The sequence below is a fragment of the Sphingobium baderi genome (assembly GCF_001456115.1).
GTDB classification, from domain to species: Bacteria; Pseudomonadota; Alphaproteobacteria; order Sphingomonadales; family Sphingomonadaceae; genus Sphingobium; species Sphingobium baderi_A.
Genome location: NZ_CP013264.1, coordinates 2671599 through 2692970, shown reverse-complemented (window position 1 = coordinate 2692970; position 21372 = coordinate 2671599). Strand labels below are relative to the sequence as shown.

The window sequence follows — 21372 nt, the reverse complement described above, 5'->3', positions numbered from 1 at the left end:
TGAACCATGGCGACCGTCCTGCCCCGTTCCTCTTTATCCGACAGCCCCCGGCAAAAGGCCGGGGGCGGGCTCGACAGTTGGCGGCTGGCCGGTTTCGCGTCGCTCGCGGTGCCGATCTATGCCGCGCAGATGCCGCTCGCCGTCTATCTGCCAGCGATCTATGCACAGAATTTCGGGCTTTCGCTGGGCGTCATAGGCGCGATCTTCCTGGCGGAGCGGGTCTGGGGCGCGGTTGCCGATCCCCTGATCGGAACACTGAGCGATCGCACCCGCAGCCGGTTCGGCCGGCGACGGCCCTGGATCGCCGCGGGCGCCGCTATCTATGCGATTGCGGCGGTTGCGCTGTTCTTCCCCGCCAGCCCGATCGCTCCGGCCTATCTCGCGGCCGCCCTGTTCGCCTTCTACCTCGGCGCGTCGATGATTCAGATTCCCTATCTCGCCTGGTCGGGCGAGATTTCCCGCGCCTATCACGAACGAACCCGCGTCGTGACATTTCAGGCCGTCAACGGCTCCGCGGCCCTGCTCCTGGTGCTCGTCCTGCCGACCATCGTCGATCAGTTCCGGCCCTTGGACGGTGGCCTGAAGCTAGCGGCCATGGGCACGGTCATCCTGATCAGCCTGCTGCTGGCGCTCCCCCTCACCTTCCGCGCCTTTGGCGAGAGGCAAATTCCCGACGAAACGCAGCGGACACCCCGCCAGTCCCTGCTCCGCACGCTGGAAGTATTGGCGAGCGAGAAGCTGCTGCTGCGCGTACTTGCCTCCGATTTCGCGGTGCGCGCGGGCCAGAGTGTGCGCGGCGCCCTCTTCGTGTTCTTCGTCGCGATCTACATGGGCCTGCCCCATTGGGCGAGCGGCCTGTTCCTTCTCCAGTTCGTGTTCGGCATCGCAGCCGGTCCGATCTGGATGAAGATCGGCTTCCGCATCGGCAAGCATCGCGCGGCCATCGCCGGAGAACTGGTGCAGGCGGCGGTCAATATCGGCCTGCTGCTGGTGCAGCCGGGCGACCTTCCGCTCCTGCTAACGCTCACCATCGTGCAGGGTCTGGCCCAGGGATCGGGCAATCTGATGCTGCGGTCGATGGTTGCCGACGTGGCCGATCAGCACCGCCTGAAAACGGGCGTCGATCGCGCCGCGCTGTTCTTCTCGGCCTTCAGCCTGTCCGAAAAAGCGGGCACCGCCGCCGCCATCGGCATCGCCCTGCCGCTCGTCGGTTGGCTGGGCTTCGACCCGACAGGCGCGGACAACAGCGCCAGCGCGCTGCGGGGCCTGCTCTACGTGTTCGCGCTCGGCCCCGCTGCCGCCCACCTGATTTCCGCCTGGCTCATCCGGGGCTTTTCTCTGGACGAGGCCGAGCACAGCCGAATTCGACGCGCGCTCGATGAACGCGACAAAGCCATGGCGCCCGCCGAATGACCCCCGAATGCCAAGAGACCAAGACCGAAGGAGGATTGTGACATGACTGCCCATATCAACAATTTCATCAACGCCGCCGATGCGGCAAGCCCGCTTGACATCGTGCCCGTGGCGGGCCGGATCGGCGCTGAAGTCAGGGGCATCGCCCTGTCCGGTGACCTCGATCCGGCCACCGTCGCCGCCGTCGAAGCCGCGCTGGTTCGCCACAAAGTCATCTTCTTCCGCGATCAGGACGCGCTCACCGATCAACGACATGAAGAATTCGCCGCGCTGCTGGGTGATCCGGTCGCACATCCCACCGTGCCGGTGGCCGAAGGTTCACGCTATCTGCTCGAACTGGATTCCAAGGAAGGCTATGCCGCCTCGAGCTGGCATACGGACGTGACCTTCGTCGATGCCTATCCCAAGGCGTCGATCCTCCGCGCGCTTCATGTGCCCGAAGCTGGCGGCGATACGCTGTGGGCCAACACCGCCACCGCTTATGAAGATTTGCCCGAAGCGCTCAAGACGCTGGTGGACGGTCTGTGGGCGGTTCATTCGAACAAATATGACTATGCCCATGCGCTGAGCGCCAAGGACCAGCAGCGGCAGGAGGAATATAGCAAGGTTTTCGCTTCGACCGTTTATGAAACCCAACACCCGGTTGTTCGCGTCCATCCGGTATCGGGCGAGCGCACCTTGCTGCTCGGCCATTTCGTCAAGCAGTTCGCCGGCCTCAACAGCGCGGATTCGCAGCGGCTATTCTCCATCCTTCAAGACCACATCACCAAGCCGGAGAACACGGTACGCTGGCGCTGGCGCGCGGGCGACGTCGCCATCTGGGACAATCGCGCCACCCAGCACCGCGCCATCGCCGACTTCGGCGTCCAGCGCCGGCACCTGCGCCGCGCTACCGTGAACGGCGACGTGCCGGTGGCGATCGACGGCAACCGCAGCCGCACCACGAAAAAGGAGCAGCAGCCCGAACTGGTGCCGGCCGAATAAGATCCTCCTCATCGCCGGATAGTATCTCCCTCCGGCCATACACTGGGCCGCGCTCCCATCATCTGGCGCGGCCCGCCTTTTTTCCAATGGTCCACCCGTTGTAATGGTCCACCCTTTGTAATGGAGAGCGCATGTCCGTTCGCCTCTTGCTCGCCGCGCTGGCCGCCATCGTCGCGACGCAACCCGCCGCCGCGGAAAATTCCAGCCGGCCCAATTTCCTCGTCATAGTCGCCGATGACCTCGGCTATTCCGACATCGGAGCATTCGGGGGTGAGATAGCGACGCCGAACCTGGATGCGATCGCGACGTCCGGGCTGCGGCTGACCGGTTTCCATACCGCGCCGACCTGTTCGCCGACGCGTTCCATGCTGCTGTCGGGCACCGACAACCATCGCGCCGGTCTCGGATCGATGGCCGAGTTGCTGGCACCCAACCAGAAGGGCCAGCCGGGCCATGAGGGCTATTTGCGGCCGCAGGTGGCCTCCCTCGCCGAGCTTCTGTCGGCGAACGGCTACCGCACCTTGTTGTCAGGCAAGTGGCATCTGGGCGTGACGCCGGGACAAGACCCGCACGCCCGCGGTTTCCAGCACAGCTTCGCACTGTTGCAGGGCGGCCATAATCATTTCGGCCGGGGAATATCAACCGATCCCGCCAAGGGATATACCTATACCCAGGACGGCAAGGTGCTGAGCGCTCTGCCCGACGGCTTCTATTCATCCGACTATTTCGCGACCAAGCTCATTGAGGAACTGAAGACCAGCGGTAAGGGCACGGAAGGGAAAAAGCCGTTCTTCGCCTATCTTGCGTTCACCGCACCGCACTGGCCATTGCAGGCGCCCAAGGAAGACATCGCCAAATATCGCGGCCGTTATGATGCAGGCTTCGAAGTGCTGCGCGCGCAACGGTTGAAGCGGCAAGCAGAGTTGGGTCTGCTAGATCCGGCAGTGGCCGCGCATGAGCCTGTGCTGCGTAAAGGCGGATGGGATTCCCTGACGGCCGAGCAGAAGCGCGTGGCATCGCGCGATATGGAAATCTATGCGGCGATGGTCGACCGGCTGGACCAGAATGTCGGACGGGTCATCGCGGAGCTGAAACGCACCGGCCAGTATGACAATACCGTCATCCTGTTCCTGGCGGACAATGGCGCGGAAGGGATGGACCTGACCGCGACGGAAATGGCGGGGATCGGCAAGCTGGCGGCCGGAGCCGATAACAGCTTCGACAATCGCGGCGCGGCGACCAGCTATGTCGGCTACGGTCCCGGCTGGGCGCAGGCGGGAACAGCGCCCTCCTGGCTGGTGAAAGCCTATGCCGCGGAAGGCGGCACGCGCACGGTTTCGTTCATCAACTACAAGGGGTTCAAGCGCCAGGGCATCGCCAACGCTTTCCTCTCTGTCGCGGATGTGGTGCCCACCTTTCTGAACCTTGCCCATGTTCCCGATCCACAGGGCAGCTTCGCCGGACGGCAGGTGGAGCCGATACGCGGCAAGAGCTGGGTGCCCTATCTGAGCGAAACGGCCGACCGGGTCTATGCGCCGGGCGACAGCATCGGGACCGAACTGTTCGGCTCGCGCGCGCTGCGGCAGGGCGACTGGAAAATCACCGACATCGGCGATGGAGAGTGGCGGCTGTTCAATCTGGCCGAAGATCCCGGTGAAACGCATGACCTGTCGCTGGAACATCCCGACCGCAAACGGCAACTGATCGCGGCCTGGGATGCCTATGCGAAGGATGTCGGCGTTATCCTGCCCGATCAACGGATCTATCAACCATGAGTATCGCGCATAGACTTGGCCCGGCCGCCTTATTGGCGCTGCTGCCCCTTTCGACAGCGGCCATCGACCAGCCAGCCTATGGCACGCAGTGCGCTACCCAGAGCGACGACATGGCGTGGGTGCCAGCGGGCAAGGCGCAGATCGGGGATGACCGGGGCTACCCAGAGGAACGCCCCGCCTATGAAGCGAACGTGCCCGGTTTCTGGATCGACCGGCACGAAGTCACCAACGCCCAATTCGCCCGCTTCGTTCTGGAAACGGGCTATCGAACCGTCGCCGAGGGGTTGGGGGATTCTATTGTCTTCCAACCGCCCGGCCCGGGCGAACGGCCGGTCGCGCCCCAGCAATGGTGGCGGATTGTCAAAGGCGCCGACTGGAGGCATCCCGAAGGACCGGGAAGTGACCTTGCCGGACGGAACGACTATCCGGTGGTGCAGGTCGCCTATGCCGATGCAATCGCCTATGCCCGCTGGGCGGGACGCTCGCTTCCCACCGAAGAGCAGTTCGAACGCGCGGCCAATGGCGGACAGTCAAGCGGATGGGAACAGCCCGGCCCCGAAGCCGCCAATAGCTGGCAGGGCGAATTTCCGGCCTCCAACACCGGCCTCGACGGGCATCGCGGCCTCGCGCCGGTCGGATGCTACCGGGCCAACGGTTTCGGCCTGCGGGATATGATCGGCAATGCATGGGAATGGACGCAAAGCTGGTATCTGCCGAGCCATCAACCCGTGCTGATTGGTGAAGGCGCGCCGGGAAATCCCAGCTTCGACTCCGACCAGCCCGACGCCCGCGTTCGGGTCATAAAGGGCGGTTCCTTTCTGTGTGCGCCCAATTATTGCGCCCGCTACCGCCCCGCTGCCCGCCACGCGCAGGACGAGCTTTCCGCCGCGTCGCATCTGGGCTTCCGCACGGTCGATCTCAAGCGCGCCGCCCCGGCTGGATAACAAGGGGTCGGTTCTCGAGCGAGAGCCTCGATTGACGCGGGAGCCTAACTTTCCTATTTCGCGCCGCGCGACAGGTTCCCCAAAAGGGATATACGGGAATGAGGTGAGGAACCTCAGCTGCCCCTGCAACTGTGAGCGGATAGCCGCGCGCCACTAGCCATTGGGATCACAGGATTCTGAGAAGGCGGCGCATCCGGCCCTGACCCGCAAGCCAGGAGACCGGCCCGCCGCTGTCGTTCTTCGTGCGGACAGGGTGTGCCGGGCGAACGGGATCACCCCCGCGTAGCGACAGTCCAGACCGCCAGGTGGCGGACATGTCGTGGCCGAAAAGCCCGCCCTGTCCGCCGCAGGGACGTCTTCTGCTGCGGAAGGTTCACGATGAAATCCAGAAGCCCGATCATCATCCCGTCACAACATATGGGGAAACAGGGCCGCTGCCTCCCCCGACTTGCAGGATTGCAGTCTTGAAAAGCCTCATCATCGCGGTGCAATTCCTGACGAGGCTGCCCGCACCCCACATCGCTGTCACGCCGAATGAATTCGCATCGGCCATGCGGTGGTTCCCCGCAGTTGGCCTGCTATTGGGTTCGATCCTCGCGCTGGGCGCTTGGGCAGGCAGCCTGATCGATCCATGGATCGGGGCGCTTTCCGGATTGCTTCTGTGGACCATGGTGACGGGCGGGCTCCATCTGGATGGACTGGCCGACATCGTCGATGCGCGTGGCGCGGCGCATGGAGATCGCGACAGGATGCTGGCGGTCCTGGGCGATCCTCATATCGGCAGTTTCGGCGTCATCGCCATAGGCCTTTTGCTGCTGAGCAAACTGGTGCTGATCCACGCTCTTTTGCAGCAAGCTAGCGTCATTAACTTGATGACACTTATCTGCATTCCCTTCATCGCCCGCATCGGGCCCCTGATCTGGACGACTTGGTTGCCTCCCCTTCACGAGGGCCTGGCATCCCGATTTCGCGGAGCCATTCGCCCGTTCGATATATTCGCATGGTCAAGCGTGGCGCTGTTGGCATCCCTTCGCTTCCCCGTCCTGCTCGCCGGCGCCGTCTTCATCCCGCTCTGGGGTTGCTGGATCAAGCGCCAGATCGGAGGTATTTCCGGCGATGGCCATGGCGCCGGCATCGAATTGATTGAAACCGCGCTTCTGATGACCCTGATCGTGGGATCGAAACTGTCATGAAGAATCGATGGACATGGCATGGCGGCGGCCTGGCCGCGGCGCGAGCGCGGTTCGGCGAAGGTCGCCAGCCATGGATCGATCTGTCGACCGGCATCAATCCCCATGCATGGCCAGTTCCGGACGATATGGAGATCGATTGGCGCCGCCTTCCTTGCGAAGCCAACCTGCGGGAGATGGAAAGAACCGCCGCACTCTATTTCGGCGTGGACCCCAGGCATCTTTGCGCGCTTCCCGGAACCGAAACGGGCCTGCGTATCGTGAGCAGCCTGCTCGGCCCGGAAGCGCAATATCTCGCCCCCACCTACCGCACGCATGAAGAGATGTTTCCAGTATCGTCCGCCGTTTCGTCGGCCTCACCGTCCAATCCCGAAAGCGGCGTCCTCATCCTTGCCAATCCCAACAATCCTGATGGGCGCCACTGGACGCGCGATGCGCTGCTCGCCCTTGCAGACAATCGCGCAGAAGAGGGATGGCTGATCGTCGACGAAGCCTTCGCCGACAGCGATCCGACGCACAGTCTGGCCCCCGACATTGCCGACCATCGTCGATTGCTGATCTTTCGATCCTTCGGCAAATTCTTTGGGCTGGCAGGCCTACGGCTGGGGTTCCTGCTAGGGCCCGAAGCCATCGTCGATCAGATGCGACGAAAGCTTGGTGCGTGGCCCATTTCCGCGGCAGCCATCGCCATTGGCGCGGCCGCTTATGCCGATCATGAGTGGATTGCCGCAACGCGGAATCGCCTGCGCCGCGAAAGGCTGCGGCTGGACGAAATATTGATCGGCTGCGGCTATCGGCCGATGGGCGCATGTCCTCTTTTCACGCTGATCGCGACGGACGATGCGATGGCATTATTTGAGCGCCTTGCACAGCGGGCGATCCTGACGCGGCCCTTCGATCATAATCCGCGCTGGCTCAGGATCGGGCTGCCGGAATCGAACGAGGCGCTGAGCCGCCTGCAAAGGGCGCTTCTCCTTGACTGATCCGGTCGCCATCGCCGCCCTTGCCCTTGATGCGGCGCTCGGTTGGCCACGCGCCCTTTATGTCCGGATCGGTCATCCCATCGGCATCTTCGCCCGGATCATAAGCGCGTGCGAACGCCGATGGAACCGCCCCCAATGGAGCAATGGAGCACGCCGCCTAGCTGGCATCGGGACTTTGGCCATATTGCTGGTCATTGTGATCGGCGGCGGTCTGCTGCTGGAGTATCTCGCATCTCACTGGCTTGGTTCTTACGGCTGGCTCGCCATTGCACTTCTGGCATGGCCCGCTCTGGCGCAACGAAGCCTGTTCGAACATGTTCACCCGGTCGCCCGCTATCTTGAAAAAGGCGATGCCGAAAAGGCGCGGCGCGCGGTTTCGATGATCGTGGGAAGGGACACGCAGGCGCTGGATGAACCGGCCATCGCCCGCGCCGCGATAGAAAGCCTGTCGGAAAGTTTCTGCGACGGGATAGCGGCGCCGCTATTCTGGCTGCTTGTCGGGGGCCTGCCGGGCATCTGGGCATATAAGGCGATCAACACCGCCGACAGCCTGATCGGTCATAAGGAAGAAAAATGGCACGCCTTTGGCGGGGCCGCCGCGCGAACCGACGATCTTGTGAATTTCGTCCCCGCCCGAATAGCAGGCGCGCTGATTTGCATGGCTGGCGGTGGCGGGTGGCGGATCATGCTGCGTGATGCAGGCAAACATGCATCCCCCAATGCAGGCTGGACCGAAGCCGCCATGGCGGGGGCACTGGGGCTGAGACTGGCCGGACCGCTAAGCTATGATGGCATTTCGCATGACAAGCCATGGATCGGCGACGGCGACGAGCGAGCCGCCCCTCTCGACATCGATCATGCCCTGAAGGTTTATCTGCGGGCCTGCGCGATACTCTGGGTTTTGGCCGCCATCATCCAATGGCGTTTCTGAAATCGCGCAGTTTTGCAATCGGCGACACATTCCTCGCCACCGGCCGAGCTAAAACCGGTTAATAGGAACGCCCGACCAGAACCCGCTGCACCGCAGGCTGGCCGGTAAAGATACAGACGCCATCGGCCGCTTCGGCATCCATCGGCACATTACGCAGAGTCAGCTTCTCGCCCTTCAGCCACTCGACGACTTTATCAAGTGCTGCGCCGGTCGGCTTGCTCCATTGCACCAATGCCCATCCTGGCTTGGAACTGACTGCAAAAAGGGCCTTCAGATCCTCCAGCGAAGCGATGCTTTTATCGATATTGCCGTGCAATCGGGCATTCGCGTCGGCAAACAGCGCCTGCTGAATGCCTTCCAGCATTGCCGTCGCCTGCGTGAGGAAATCGTTCTTCGCAACAATCTGGCTGTCGAGCTTCCCATCTTCCCGATAAAGCCTGTCGCGGCGCAAGACCGACACATTTCCACCGGCGACGTCACGACCACCGACCTCTATTACGATCGGAGCCCCCTTCTTCACCCAGCCCCAACGCTTGTTGGCCGCCTTGGCGGGTCGCCTGTCCAGCAATGCGCGGACGGGTTCACGAAACACGTCCTGTTCGTTGAGTTCGCTGACCAGAGCCGCGCAATAATCGAGAATGGCCGCATCCTCTTCCGTATCGCGCAGCATCGGCACCACGACGATCTGATAGGGCGCCACCCGTGGAGGCACGCGCAGGCCGTCATCATCGCCATGCACCATGATGAGCCCGCCGATCATGCGGGTGGACATGCCCCAGCTCGTCGTCTGGGCCAGTTCCTGCTGCCCTTCGGCATTCTGGAATTTGATGTTCTGCGCCTGGCTGAAAGTCGTGCCCAGAAAATGCGACGTTCCGGCCTGAAGCGCTTTTCCGTCCTGCATCATCGCTTCGATGGAATAGGTCGCGACCGCGCCTGGAAAACGTTCATTTTCCGGCTTTTCCCCCGCAATGACGGGGAGTGCGACGCACTCTTCGGCGAAGCTGCGATAGACTTCCAGCATCTTCATCGTCTCGTCCATCGCTTCTTCGACAGTGGCATGGGCGGTATGCCCTTCCTGCCAGAGAAACTCGCTGGTCCGCAAAAACATGCGGGTTCGCATTTCCCAGCGCACGACATTGGCCCACTGGTTGATGAGCACGGGCAGATCGCGCCAGCTTTGCACCCAGCGGGAAAAAGCCGCGCCGATCACCGTTTCGGAGGTCGGACGCACCACCAGCGGTTCTTCCAGCTTCGCTTCGGGGTCCGGCACCATCTTACCGTCCTTCTGGATCAGACGGTGATGGGTGACGACCGCCATTTCCTTGGCGAAACCGTCCACATGCTCCGCTTCCTTCTCAAAATAGGAAAGCGGAATGAAGAGCGGAAAATAGCAGTTTTCGTGGCCCGTCGCCTTGATGCGCTCATCCAGAAGCTTCTGGATGCGTTCCCAGATGCCATAGCCCCACGGACGGATGACCATGCAACCGCGAACGCCGCTTTCCTCCGCCATGTCGGCTTCGGAGACGACCGCCTGATACCAGGCGGCGAAATCCTGTTCACGGGTAACGGAAAGGGCGTGCTTCACGGGATCGACCTTGGCTATCTGAGTGCAAATGATGGCGCGCCATAGGGCAAGCCCGCCGTTTCTGTCGACCCCCGAAGCGTAGCAGCGGAACTTTAGCTCAGCTTGTCGATCTTCGCGTTGAGGGCCGCAAGCTGCGCCTTGAGGTCTGCGATCTCGTCATCCTTGCTTTCGTCGGATTGGAAAGATTTGGCCGATGGCGCCGCCCCGCCCTTTCCAAAGGCATTGGCCGCCACTTCGAACATCTGCATGTTCCGCTTGGCGATTTCAGCAAAGGGACCACCGCCGAACGCCCCTTTCATCGCTTCCTGAAATTGCTGCTGGTTCTTTCGGAACGCTTCCATGGACGCTTCCAGATATTGCGGCACCATGGATTGCATGGAATCGCCATACATGGAGATCAATTGACGCAGAAAGTTGACGGGCAGCATGTTCTTGCCCCGCTGCTCCTCCTCCATGATGATCTGGGTCAGGACATTATGCGTGATGTCCTCGCCGGACTTGGCATCGACGACTACGAACTCGCGCCCCTCACGAGTCATCTGCGACAACAGATCCAGCGTGATATAGCTCGACGTTTCCGTATTATAGAGCCGCCGGTTCGCGTACTTCTTGATAATCACCGGTTCGGATTCGTTTATCGTCTTGGACTTCGCCATGGAAATCTCTCCCACTCCTGTTCATTCCGCATTAGCACAAGCTCATGCCGCGCCGCAACATGGCCCCCGCCCACTGCCACTTTTCCTCGATATTTTATGGCGCGAAACCGAAGATGATCCCGAATTGCGCCGTCGCGCTTTTCAAGGCCTGCGAAAATATCAATCCGCAGAAAGGTCCACGCCGCCGTCCGCTGCCCCCGTCGTTGCGGCATCAGGAAATGCCCGATTGCTGCACTACGGCACGGCAAGTGGGCGTCCTCCAGTCGTTTTCGTGCCTTCGCTCATCAATCCCCCGACCGTGCTCGATCTGTCCGAAAGCCGATCGATGCTGCGCCACATGGCCGCACAAGGACATGACGCCTATCTGGTCGATTGGGGAACACCCGCCGCGGGGGATTCCATGCTCGGCCTTGATAGCCATGTCGCCGAACGCCTGGTACCGATGCTGGCGTCGCTTCCTCTCCCTCCCATTCTGGTCGGCTATTGCCTGGGCGGCAGTCTGGTTCTCGGCGCTGCGATGCTGCATCCCGTCCGGGCCGTCGCGACCATAGCCGCACCCTGGCATTTCGATGGCTTTCCAGCAGCCGATCTCGACCTGATCATCGGCCTGTGGAATGGGGCGAAGACGACATGTGAGCGCCTTGGCTATGTCCCTATGGAGGTTCTTCAGTCTGGTTTTTGGGCCCTCGATCCCGCCCGAACCATTCGCAAATTTGCGGCGTTCGCCGATATTACCGCTGGAACGGACGATGAACGCGCGTTCCTCTCCGTGGAAGACTGGGCGAACGGAGGCGCGCCCCTGACCTTCGCCGCGGGCCGCGACCTTTTCGAAACATTCTATGAAGGCAATATGAGCGGATTGGGAAACTGGATGATCCGGGACCGGGCCGTGAAGCTCGAATCCCTGACTTGCCCCAATCTTTCCATTTGTTCCGCAACGGACCGTATCGTCCCGGCAGCCGCATCGCCGCGGCTCGCCCAAAGCGAAATGCTGCAGATGGGGCATGTGGGAATGATTGTGGGGCGCCAAGCGCCCGAACTCCTCTGGAATCCTTTATCCCAATGGCTTTCCGGCCATGGTGGATGATGATATGGGCGGCACGAAAATTTCTCCAGCATCGAGGATGTGAACCGTGTCAGACATCGTCATCACCGCAGCCAAGCGAACCGCCGTCGGCAGCTTCCTGGGCGCTTATGCCAACACCCCGGCGCATGAACTGGGCAGAACGGCGATCGTCGCCGCTTTGGCGCAGGCAGGCCTTTCGCCCGAAGAAGTGGACGAAATCATATTGGGCCAGGTTCTGACCGCGGCCCAAGGGCAAAATCCGGCCCGGCAGGCCGCCGTCAATGCGGGTATTCCCGTTGAGCGAACGGCTATCGGCATCAATCAGCTCTGCGGTTCCGGCCTGCGTTCCGTGGCGCTTGCTGCACAAGCGATCAAGGCGGGCGACGCCCGTATCATGATCGCAGGCGGTCAGGAGAATATGTCCATGGCGCCCCACGCGCAAAATCTGCGCGGTGGGGTCAAGATGGGCGCGCTGTCATTGGTCGACACCATGATCCTGGACGGCCTGACCGATGCGTTTCACAACTATCATATGGGCGTGACTGCTGAGAATCTGGCGGAAAAATTCCAGATTTCTCGTGAAGCACAGGATCAGTTCGCCGTTGCCAGCCAGAACAAGGCGGAGGCTGCACGCGCGGCTGGTCGCTTCAAGGACGAAATCGTGCCTGTGACGATCAAGGGCCGCAAGGGCGATACGGTGGTCGATAGCGATGAATATATCCGCACCGGCGCCACGCTGGCAGCCATGCAGGCGTTGAGGCCCGCCTTCAAGAAGGACGGCACCGTCACCGCCGGCAACGCCAGCGGCATCAATGACGGCGCCGCCGCGCTGGTCATCATGACCGGGGCCGAAGCGGCAAAGCGCAACGCGCCGATATTGGGACGTATCGCCTCCTTCGCCACCTGCGGCGTGGATCCGGCGATCATGGGCATAGGCCCCGCTCCCGCCACCCGCATCGCGTTGGAAAAGGCTGGCTGGTCACTGGGCGACCTGGATCTGATCGAAGCCAATGAAGCTTTTGCCGCTCAATCCCTGGCCGTGGGACAGGAACTGGGCTGGGATCCGGAAAAGGTAAACGTCAACGGCGGCGCCATTGCCATCGGCCATCCGATCGGAGCATCCGGCGCGCGCGTGCTCACTACCCTGCTTTATGAAATGCAGAAGCGCGATGCCAAAAAAGGACTGGCGACATTGTGCGTCGGCGGCGGCATGGGCGTTTCCATGTGCATCGAACGCTGAATCCGCTGTCAGGATGGCCGTTGATCCATTGATCGACGGCCATCCTTTCATACCCAGATTCGATCGAAGCGATTCCCGAGGCCGGTCAGAAGTTCATATTGCGACAGGCCGGACACAGCGGCGGCACGCGGCAGATCATAATCGATGTCCAGCCATTGCCCTTCGCAGATGTCCGCTTGTCCGGTCACATCCACGGCCAGCAGGTCCATTGATACCCGCCCGATGAGCGGCAGGCTTTCGCCGTCGACGGTCACGGAACCACAGCCGGAAAAACCCCGCAAATATCCGTCCGCATAGCCAAGGTTCAATATCGCTACGTCCATATCGGCGGGCGCACGGAAGGTTGCATTATATCCAACGGTGTCGCCAGCTACAACGCGGCGGCATTGCAGCACCTGCGCCTGGGGGAACGCAACCTGACGGATATGACCGGCGGCCCGTTCACGCGCTATGCCGCCATAGAGGGAAATTCCCGGACGCGTCAGATCGAAAGCATAATCCCGGCCAAGGCAGATACCGGCGCTGTTGGCCAGACTATATCGCCGGGCATCCACCTTGTTCTTGATCACGGCGAAGCGTTCAAGCTGGCTTTCGTTCAGCGGCGAATCTTCATCCGCCGAAGCCAGATGGCTAAAAAGCGTGTCGACCGACAAGCCCTCCACCAATGTGGCAACATCACTCCGCCAATCGACCCCCAGACGGCTCATGCCCGTATCGACCATCAGGTGACATTCGCCCCTGCCCGCGGCTTTCCACCGTTCGATCTGGATAGGCGAGCATAATACAGGCATGGCCCGCGACATCAGGGCATAGGCCATATCCTCCTCGCGCACGCCGTGAAGGACAGACAGGTTGATCCCCTGTTCCAGCAGAGGCTCAAGATGCTCCGCTTCATGCCAGTTCGATACGAAGAAATCGCGGCAGCCTACGGCCGTCAGCCGGCGCACGACCTCCCGAGCGCCCAGCCCATAGCCATCCGCCTTGACCGCCGCGCCGCAGGCAGCCGCGCCGCCCTGCCCTGCGAGCCATTGCCAGTTCGAAACCAGCGCATCGCTATCGAGGCGCAAGCGGAGCGGAGCGGGAAAGGAACGCATGGCTCAGCCGATAGACGTATCGCGCTGCCGGGTCGAGTGTTCAGGCGTCGAGTTTCGTGCCACGCGTTTCCGGCAACCAGAAGAGGCAGATGATCAGCGCGGCGGCGACCACCGCGATCGGATACCATAAGCCCGCATAGGGGTCTCCCGTCCGAGCCACGCTATATTGGCTGACCAATGGCAGAAATCCGCCAAAATAACCTGTGCCGATATGATAGGGGATCGAAAAGGAGCTATAGCGGATGCGCGCCGGGAAATACTCCGACAGCAGAGCCGCCACCGGGCCATAGGTCATTCCGCTAACGACCCAAAGCACGACCAGCGGCAGGAAGATCAGCAGCGACCTTCCCCAACCGGGCGTAACCGTGTCGAACGCGTAGCCTTGGTTGTGGAAAAGCGTGTCCAATCCGGCGGGACTCAAATCGGTGGCCCGTTCATCCCCCACCGTCACACCCAGTTGCCGGTCATCCCGGCTTTCATAGGGCACGCCCCGCTTGGAAAGGTGATCGAGCAGCTTGCCGCAATCGGTAGGCTGGACTTTGGCAAAGGGGTCGAAGCGACAATCCGATCCTGTAACAACCACCGGCGCCCGTTCGGCCGCCTGCGCCAGAGCGGGGTTCGCCTGCTGGCCCATGAACTGATAGATAGGGTAAAGCAGCACGAGCGTGAGCGCATAACCGATAATGATCGGTTTCTTCCGGCCCACCCGATCGGACAGCCAGCCGAAAAAGATAAATGCCGCCATTCCGGCAAAAGCGCTGCCCCCCACCAGCAATTGCGCGATGCCGGGCGCGACATGCAGACTGTTCTGGAGGAAATAGAGCACCTGGAACATCACCGTATAGGCGATGACGGTGAAACCCGCCGCGATGCCGAGCATCGCCACGAACATCCTGCGGCGGTTTCCCGGATAGGTGAACGCCTCTTTCAGCGGGTTGGCGGATTGTTCGCCCGCCGCCTTCATCGCGACGAATACCGGGCTTTCCCGCAGTTTCAACCGCATCCATATGGAAACGCCGAGCAGGGCGAGGGAAAACAGGAACGGCAATCGCCATCCCCAATCGTCCCACACCGCCTTGCCGACGATCCACTGCGTGCCGACCACCACCACCAGCGAAAGAATGAAACCGCCAATCACGCCCGCCTGAATGAAGCTGGTGTAAAAACCCCGTTTGCCGGCAGGCGCATGTTCGGCGACATAAATGGCTGCACCACCATATTCTCCTCCGAGCGCCAGTCCCTGCGCTATGCGGAGAAGGATGAGAATGATCGGAGCGGCAATCCCGATCGTGGCGGCCGATGGCGTCAATCCGACGCCCGCCGTCGCAGCGCCCATCAGGATAATCGTTGCAAGAAAGGTATATTTTCTGCCCAAGCGGTCCCCCAAATAGCCGAACAGGACGGCTCCCAATGGGCGAAAGCCAAAGCCGATGGCGAAACCGGCCAGGGAATAAAGCAACTCGACGGTGGGGTTATCAGTCGGAAAAAAAGTTCGGCCGATGATAGGCGCCAGAACGCCGTAAATATAGAAATCATACCATTCGAAGATGGTGCCCAGTGCGGATGCCGTGATGATTGTCCGGTCGCGTTTCGCGTCCATGACATAATCGCCGCCGACAGCGCCCATATACCCCTCCGATTGCCCCACTTTCGGCCATTGGATAACCGACCGTCGCAAGACGGCAAGCGAAATTGCAGGCCATGCGATACCATTGCCGCAATAGATCGATTTTCGTCAAAAAAGCCGAGAACCGTCGGGAACTCTCTTGTCGGGCGCGAAAAGCGTTACGGAGCCGGTCGAGTCAGCAAATCCCAATGTCAGAACCTCCGACATGAATTTGCCGATTTGACGCGGGGGAAAATTCACCACCGCGGCGACCTGACGGCCCTGCAAATCCGCCAGATCATAATTGTCCGTAATCTGGGCGCTGGATTTTTTGCGACCGATGGCGGGTCCAAAGTCGATCAGCAGCTTATAAGCGGGCTTGCGCGCTTCGGGAAAGGGTTCGGCCGACAGAATGGTGCCGATCCGAATATCCACCTTCAGAAAATCTTCGAAGACAATCATATCTGCAGCGGGCGCTGCAGGATCATGTGAGAGATGCATGACCTGCAATTAGATCATTGGGTGCCAGAGGCCAATCACCTTCCGGTCCCGAACCCCAATCAGATAAAATTGATGCCGGGCAGGTAAGAGCGACGACAAGACCACCCTTCATCCATGCCCGGCAGGAACAACCGTTATTCAAGTTCCAGAATGATCGCATCCACCGGCAGGCTTTCGCCCTGCGCCGCCGACACGCTTTTCACTGTGCCCGCCTTTTGCGCGCGCAGGATATTTTCCATCTTCATCGCCTCGATCACTGCTAGCGGCTGGCCGATCTCAACCTTGTCGCCTTCCTGCACATTCAGCGCAACCAGAAGGCCCGGCATCGGGCAAATCAGATATTTCGAAAGGTCCGGCGGGATCTTCTCGATCATATGCTTCGCATAGGGAGCGGCATGAACGGGCAGGATACGCAGCTTGTGGCTCGCGCCATGCGCGGTCAGCACGAATCCGGCGCGAACGGGCGCGATCTTCACGGCGAGCTGCTCATCCCCGAACTCCGCCTCGATCAGGCGATCGCCCGGTGTATATTCAAGGCTCATGTCCAGCGACACGCCATCGACCGTCACATCGTCGCCCATGATGACGACATCGTGGATCGTGCCTTCTTCTCCAGCCCCGATCGTCACCTGCCATCCGGTCGGCGCCTTCAGCTTCTTGCCGAGTTGGCCGTCGATGCGCCGCGCACGGTCGGCCTGCGCCATGGCGGCGAAAGCGCCGATGGCGGCCAGCTTGCGAAGCAGTTCCTCCGACGCCGGAGCCCCGGTGAAGCCATCAGGATATTCCTGCGCGATAAAGCCCGTTGTGATATCGCCGGAGCGGAACCGCTCATGCTGCATCAGGGCGGACAGGAAGTCGATATTATGGCCCGGCCCTTCGAGTTCGAAGCGGTCCAACGCCGCGATCTGCTTGTCGATCGCTTCAAGGCGGGTCGGCGCCCAGGTGATGAGCTTGGCGATCATCGGATCGTAGAACATGCTGACTTCGCCGCCCTCCTGCACACCATCATCGACGCGCACGCCATCGCCGGTTTCGGGCGGATTATAGCGGATGAGGCGGCCGGTGGAGGGAAGGAAGCCACGATAGGGATCTTCGGCATAAACGCGATTCTCAACCGACCAGCCATTGATCTTCACGTCCGCCTGCGTGAAAGCCAGCTTCTCGCCATTCGCGACGCGGATCATCTGTTCGACGAGATCGAGGCCAGTGATTTCTTCCGTGACGGGATGCTCGACCTGAAGGCGGGTGTTCATTTCCAGGAAGTAGAAGCCATCGCCCGTCTTGTCCGCGCCCGACACGATCAGTTCCACCGTGCCTGCGCTGAAATAGCCGACCGCGCGCGCCAGGGCGACACATTGTTCACCCATCTTCTTCCGCATTTCCGGGCTGACGAAGGGCGACGGCGCTTCTTCGACCACCTTCTGGTGGCGACGCTGGATGGAACATTCGCGCTCGTTCAGATAAACGATGTTGCCGTGCTGATCGCCAAGGACCTGAATTTCGATGTGGCGCGGGCTTTCGATGAACTTCTCGATGAAAACGCGGTCATCGCCAAAGCTGTTCAGCCCTTCGCGCTTCGTCGCCTCGAAGCCTTCGCGAACATCCTGTTCGCTATAGGCAAGGCGCATGCCCTTACCGCCGCCGCCAGCCGATGCCTTCATCATCACCGGATAGCCGATCTCATTAGAGATCTTCACCGCATGTTCGGTATCCTCGATCACGCCGACATAGCCGGGGACGACATTGACGCCCGCTTCCATGGCCAGCTTCTTGGATTCGATCTTGTCGCCCATCGCGGCGATCGCGTTGGCCGGGGGGCCAACGAAGATGATGCCTGCTTCGTCGAGCGCCTTGCGGAAGCTTTCTCGCTCCGAAAGGAAGCCGTAACCGGGGTGGACGGCGTCAGCGCCCGTCGCCTTGCACGCCTCGATGATCTTGTCCGCCAGCAGGTAGGACTGAGCGGCGGGCGGCGGGCCGAGATGAACGGCCTCATCCGCCATCAACACATGGGGTGAACGCGCATCGGCATCGGAATAGACCGCCACGGTCTTGATACCCATCTTCTGCGCGGTGCGGATCACGCGACATGCGATTTCGCCACGGTTCGCGATCAGGATCTTGGTGATTGCCATCTTTATCCTTACCCCAGTCAATATCTGTTGCCCTTGCGGGCTGAAACAAATCGAACTGCGTCCCTCCGCTACGGAAAGCCGATTTTCGATTTGCGAGAGTTATTCCGCCGCTTCCAGATGCCCGTGCGGCTGCGCCTGCATCGCGGTCATGCCAAGCTTGGCCAGCAGCGCCGCATCCTGATCATCGCCCGCATTGGCCGCCGTCAAAAGCTTGTCGCCAGTAAAAATACTGTTCGCACCCGCCATGAAGCACAGCGCCTGACACGCTTCGCTCATGCTTTCACGGCCGGCGCTCAGACGCACCATGGATTGCGGCATGACAATCCGGGCCACTGCAACGGTGCGGACAAATTCCACTTCGTCAATCTTGGCGAGCGGCGTATCCTTGAGCATATCGCCCAGCACCGTGCCAGCAACCGGCACCAGCGCGTTGACCGGCACGCTTTCCGGGTGCGGCATGGTGGCGAGCGCATGTAGGAAGCCGACGCGGTCGCTCCGCGCCTCGCCCATGCCCACAATGCCGCCGCAGCAGACATTGATACCCGCCGAACGCACATTTTCCAGCGTCTCGATCCGATCCTCGAAGGTCCGGGTGGTGATGACGTTGGCGTAATTCTCCGGCGAGGTGTCGATATTATGATTGTAATAATCGAGGCCCGCATCGGCGAGCTGCTTGGCCTGCCCTTCGCTCAACATCCCGAGAGTCATGCAGGTTTCCATGCCCATCGCACGGACGCCCTGTACCATCTCGACCAGCTTGGGCATGTCCCGTTCCTTGGGATTGCGCCATGCCGCGCCCATGCAGAAACGGCCCGAACCATGATCCTTGGCCTGCGCCGCCGCCTGAAGCACCGTCTGCACGTCCATCAGCTTGGTGGCCTTGAGGCCGCTTTCCGCTTCGGTCGATTGGCTGCAATAGCCGCAATCTTCGGGGCAACCGCCGGTTTTGATCGACAGCAAGGTCGAAAGCTGCACTTCGTTGCGCGGGAAATTCGCGCGATGGATCGACTGCGCTTCGAACATCAGGTCGTTGAAAGGCAGGTCGAACAGCGCGGCGATTTCCTCGCGCGTCCAGTCGGTGCGGGGCGTGATCTGGCTCAAGCAGCTTCCTCCAGCCCCGCCGGGGGCATGTTGTGGCCGAGAAGACGCAGCACATCGGCGGCGCATTCCACGACGTTGGAGCCTGGGCCATAAATGCCCTGAACGCCCGCGTCACGAAGGAAGTCATAATCCTGCGGCGGAATGACCCCGCCCGCGATCACCTTGATGTCGCTGCGCCCGGCTTCGCGAAGCTGTCGGATGAGTTCGGGGATCAGCGTCTTGTGCCCGGCGGCAAGCGACGATGCGCCGACCACATCGACGCTGCTGTCCAGCGCCAGCACAACGGTTTCCTCCGGCGTCTGGAACAGCGGTCCCGAAACGACGTCGAAGCCCATGTCCCCAAAAGCGGACGCGATGACGTTGGCGCCCCGGTCGTGACCGTCCTGCCCCATCTTGGCGATAAGGATCTTCGGCTTACGACCAAGGCGCCGCTCGACGGCCTGCACACCGTCAAGAACCTGTTTCCAGCGGCTGTCGTCCTGGTAAGGCGCGGCATAGACACCCTTCACCGGCGTCGGCACGGTGCCGTAGCGGTCGAAACTTTCCTCCATGGCGGAGCTGATCTCGCCCAGCGTCGCGCGGGCACGGGCGCATTCCACCGCCAGCGCGAGCAGGTTGTTCTCAATGCTGGCCGGACCGGCAGCGCCCTTACGAAGGGCGTCCAGAGCCGCCTGACACTTCGCTTCGTCGCGCTCCGCCTTCATCTTGTTGATGCGGGCGATCTGCGCTTCGCGAACCTTGGTGTTGTCGACCTCCAGCGTTTCAAGCAGGTCTTCATTGGCAAGGCGATATTTGTTGACGCCCACGATCACGTCCTCACCCCGGTCCACGCGGGCCTGGCGGGCGGCTGCGGCTTCCTCGATCATCGCCTTGGGCCAGCCTGCCGCGACCGCCTTTGCCATGCCGCCTTCGCTCTGGACGCGGTCGATGATCTCCTGCGCGCGGTCGACCAGTTCCTGCGTCAGTGCCTCGACATAATAGCTGCCACCCAACGGATCGACGACATTGCACATGCCCGTCTCTTCCTGGATGATGATCTGCGTATTACGGGCGATGCGCGCCGAAAAATCGGTGGGAAGCGCGATGGCTTCGTCCAGCGCGTTGGTGTGGAGCGACTGCGTGCCGCCCAGCATCGCGGCCATCGCTTCGATGGTCGTCCGCATGACGTTGTTATAGGGGTCCTGCTCGGTCAGCGATACGCCGCTGGTCTGGCAGTGGGTGCGGAGCATCTTGGAGCGTTCATCCTGCGCGCCCAGCTTCGTCATGGCCCGATGCCAGAGGACACGCGCTGCGCGCAGCTTCGCCACTTCCATGAAGAAGTTCATGCCGATGGCGAAGAAGAAGCTCAGCCGTCCCGCGAACTTATCGATGTCGAGGCCCGACGCCACGCCATATTTCACATATTCCATGCCGTCCGCGATGGTGAAGGCCAGTTCCTGCACCTGCGTCGCACCGGCTTCCTGCATATGATAGCCGGAGATGGAAATGCTGTTGAATTTCGGCATTTCGCGGCTGGTATAGCCGAAAATGTCGGAGATGATCCGCATCGACGGCTCGGGCGGATAGATATAGGTGTTGCGGACCATGAACTCCTTCAGAATGTCGTTCTGAATGGTTCCATCGAGCAGCTTGCGCTCGACGCCCTGCTCCTCGCCCGCAACGATGAAGAAGGAGAGGATCGGAATGACCGCGCCGTTCATGGTCATGGAGACCGACATCTGGTCGAGTGGAATGCCATCGAACAGGATCTTCATGTCTTCGACGCTGTCGATGGCCACGCCTGCCTTGCCCACGTCGCCGACGACGCGCGGATGGTCGCTGTCATAGCCGCGATGGGTGGCAAGATCGAAGGCGACCGAAAGCCCCTTCTGTCCGGCCGCCAGATTGCGGCGATAGAAGGCGTTGGATTCCTCGGCCGTGGAAAAGCCCGCATATTGGCGGATGGTCCAGGGACGGCCCGCATACATGCTTGCCTTCACGCCGCGCGTGAACGGTGCGAAACCGGGCAAGCCGGGATCGGTCTTGATATCTTCGGCCGTATAGAGCGGCTTGACGTCAATTCCCTCCGGCGTGTGCCAGGTGAGGTCCTTGCCCTTCACTTCCTTGGTCGCGGCGGCGGTCCATTGATCCAGCGTCGGCTTGTCGGTCACTTCAATCTCCGTTCGTCCCGA

General features: G+C 61.4%; 17 protein-coding genes and 1 riboswitch. Of the genes, 9 read left to right on the top strand and 8 right to left on the bottom strand.

Annotated elements, in window-relative coordinates; genetic code table 11:
• The first annotated feature begins 6 nt into the window (after positions 1-6).
• The 7 genes from ATN00_RS13280 (at position 7) to cbiB (ending at position 8220) form a co-directional block, all read left to right on the top strand.
• A complete protein-coding gene (locus tag ATN00_RS13280; RefSeq protein WP_062065420.1) occupies positions 7-1413 on the top strand; it encodes an MFS transporter in 1407 nt (468 codons plus the stop codon).
• A gap of 42 nt (positions 1414-1455) precedes the next feature.
• Positions 1456-2397 (top strand): TauD/TfdA dioxygenase family protein, encoded by a 942-nt coding sequence (locus tag ATN00_RS13275; RefSeq protein WP_062065416.1) that lies wholly within the window; start codon positions 1456-1458, stop codon positions 2395-2397.
• Positions 2398-2528: 131 nt separating this feature from the next.
• The gene (locus ATN00_RS13270) at positions 2529-4172 is read left to right on the top strand and encodes an arylsulfatase (protein ID WP_062065413.1); all 1644 of its coding nucleotides are present in this window, start codon (positions 2529-2531) and stop codon (positions 4170-4172) included.
• Positions 4169-5116 carry a formylglycine-generating enzyme family protein gene (locus tag ATN00_RS13265; RefSeq protein ID WP_062065410.1) on the top strand — a complete coding sequence of 316 codons (948 nt, stop codon included), beginning with the start codon at positions 4169-4171 and terminating at the stop codon, positions 5114-5116. The genes ATN00_RS13270 and ATN00_RS13265 overlap by 4 nt, the downstream gene beginning before the upstream one ends.
• A 55-nt stretch (positions 5117-5171) precedes the next feature.
• Positions 5172-5358: riboswitch (cobalamin riboswitch) on the top strand.
• A 222-nt stretch (positions 5359-5580) separates the two neighbouring features.
• Positions 5581-6309 (top strand): adenosylcobinamide-GDP ribazoletransferase, encoded by a 729-nt coding sequence (locus ATN00_RS13260; protein ID WP_062065407.1) that lies wholly within the window; start codon positions 5581-5583, stop codon positions 6307-6309.
• Positions 6306-7289, top strand: coding sequence for a threonine-phosphate decarboxylase CobD (gene cobD / locus ATN00_RS13255; protein ID WP_062065404.1), 984 nt, complete (start codon positions 6306-6308; stop codon positions 7287-7289). Before ATN00_RS13260 ends, cobD begins: the two co-directional genes overlap by 4 nt.
• Positions 7282-8220, top strand: a complete 939-nt coding sequence (gene cbiB, locus ATN00_RS13250) for an adenosylcobinamide-phosphate synthase CbiB (RefSeq protein WP_062065401.1) — start codon at positions 7282-7284, stop codon at positions 8218-8220. Before cobD ends, cbiB begins: the two co-directional genes overlap by 8 nt.
• 58 nt (positions 8221-8278) lie before the next feature.
• On the opposite strand, the gene proS is transcribed toward cbiB, so the two are convergent.
• On the bottom strand, positions 8279-9805 hold the full coding sequence (gene proS / locus ATN00_RS13245) for a proline--tRNA ligase (protein WP_062065398.1): 1527 nt from the start codon (positions 9803-9805) through the stop codon (positions 8279-8281).
• Between the two features lie 92 nt (positions 9806-9897).
• The gene (gene phaR / locus ATN00_RS13240; protein ID WP_062065395.1) at positions 9898-10461 is read right to left on the bottom strand and encodes a polyhydroxyalkanoate synthesis repressor PhaR; all 564 of its coding nucleotides are present in this window, start codon (positions 10459-10461) and stop codon (positions 9898-9900) included.
• Between phaR and ATN00_RS13235 the strand changes: the two genes are divergently transcribed.
• Entirely contained in the window at positions 10460-11548 is a 1089-nt protein-coding gene (locus tag ATN00_RS13235) for an alpha/beta hydrolase (RefSeq protein ID WP_231746275.1), read from the top strand. The two genes, phaR and ATN00_RS13235, sit on opposite strands and share 2 nt — an antisense overlap.
• 46 nt (positions 11549-11594) lie before the next feature.
• The gene (locus tag ATN00_RS13230) at positions 11595-12767 is read left to right on the top strand and encodes an acetyl-CoA C-acetyltransferase (protein ID WP_062065392.1); all 1173 of its coding nucleotides are present in this window, start codon (positions 11595-11597) and stop codon (positions 12765-12767) included.
• Between the two features lie 47 nt (positions 12768-12814).
• Here the strand turns inward: ATN00_RS13230 and alr are convergent, their stop codons facing one another.
• From alr to scpA, 6 genes are all read right to left on the bottom strand, one after another.
• Positions 12815-13861: an alanine racemase gene (alr, locus tag ATN00_RS13225; RefSeq protein WP_062065389.1), complete on the bottom strand. Its 1047-nt coding sequence runs from the start codon at positions 13859-13861 to the stop codon at positions 12815-12817.
• Between the two features lie 40 nt (positions 13862-13901).
• Positions 13902-15488, bottom strand: coding sequence for an MFS transporter (locus ATN00_RS13220; protein WP_062065386.1), 1587 nt, complete (start codon positions 15486-15488; stop codon positions 13902-13904).
• A 108-nt stretch (positions 15489-15596) separates the two neighbouring features.
• The gene (locus ATN00_RS13215; protein WP_062065383.1) at positions 15597-15968 is read right to left on the bottom strand and encodes a tRNA-binding protein; all 372 of its coding nucleotides are present in this window, start codon (positions 15966-15968) and stop codon (positions 15597-15599) included.
• Positions 15969-16102: 134 nt separating this feature from the next.
• Positions 16103-18100 (bottom strand): acetyl-CoA carboxylase biotin carboxylase subunit, encoded by a 1998-nt coding sequence (locus ATN00_RS13210; RefSeq protein WP_062065379.1) that lies wholly within the window; start codon positions 18098-18100, stop codon positions 16103-16105.
• Positions 18101-18199: 99 nt separating this feature from the next.
• Positions 18200-19201 carry a biotin synthase BioB gene (gene bioB / locus ATN00_RS13205; protein WP_062065376.1) on the bottom strand — a complete coding sequence of 334 codons (1002 nt, stop codon included), beginning with the start codon at positions 19199-19201 and terminating at the stop codon, positions 18200-18202.
• Positions 19198-21351 (bottom strand): methylmalonyl-CoA mutase, encoded by a 2154-nt coding sequence (scpA, locus tag ATN00_RS13200; RefSeq protein ID WP_062065373.1) that lies wholly within the window; start codon positions 21349-21351, stop codon positions 19198-19200. Before scpA ends, bioB begins: the two co-directional genes overlap by 4 nt.
• Positions 21352-21372 lie beyond the last annotated feature (21 nt).

Excerpts from the sequence above, each read along its gene's own strand:
- ATN00_RS13275 (WP_062065416.1), top strand. The coding sequence starts at position 1,456 with ATGACTGCCCATATCAACAATTTCATCAACGCCGCCGATGCGGCAAGC.
- ATN00_RS13215 (WP_062065383.1), bottom strand. The coding sequence starts at position 15,968 with ATGCATCTCTCACATGATCCTGCAGCGCCCGCTGCAGATATGATTGTC.
- ATN00_RS13235 (WP_231746275.1), top strand. The coding sequence starts at position 10,460 with ATGGAAATCTCTCCCACTCCTGTTCATTCCGCATTAGCACAAGCTCAT.
- ATN00_RS13220 (WP_062065386.1), bottom strand. The coding sequence starts at position 15,488 with ATGGGCGCTGTCGGCGGCGATTATGTCATGGACGCGAAACGCGACCGG.
- phaR (WP_062065395.1), bottom strand. The coding sequence starts at position 10,461 with ATGGCGAAGTCCAAGACGATAAACGAATCCGAACCGGTGATTATCAAG.
- ATN00_RS13265 (WP_062065410.1), top strand. The coding sequence starts at position 4,169 with ATGAGTATCGCGCATAGACTTGGCCCGGCCGCCTTATTGGCGCTGCTG.
- cobD (WP_062065404.1), top strand. The coding sequence starts at position 6,306 with ATGAAGAATCGATGGACATGGCATGGCGGCGGCCTGGCCGCGGCGCGA.
- ATN00_RS13280 (WP_062065420.1), top strand. The coding sequence starts at position 7 with ATGGCGACCGTCCTGCCCCGTTCCTCTTTATCCGACAGCCCCCGGCAA.
- alr (WP_062065389.1), bottom strand. The coding sequence starts at position 13,861 with ATGCGTTCCTTTCCCGCTCCGCTCCGCTTGCGCCTCGATAGCGATGCG.
- ATN00_RS13210 (WP_062065379.1), bottom strand. The coding sequence starts at position 18,100 with ATGGCAATCACCAAGATCCTGATCGCGAACCGTGGCGAAATCGCATGT.
- ATN00_RS13270 (WP_062065413.1), top strand. The coding sequence starts at position 2,529 with ATGTCCGTTCGCCTCTTGCTCGCCGCGCTGGCCGCCATCGTCGCGACG.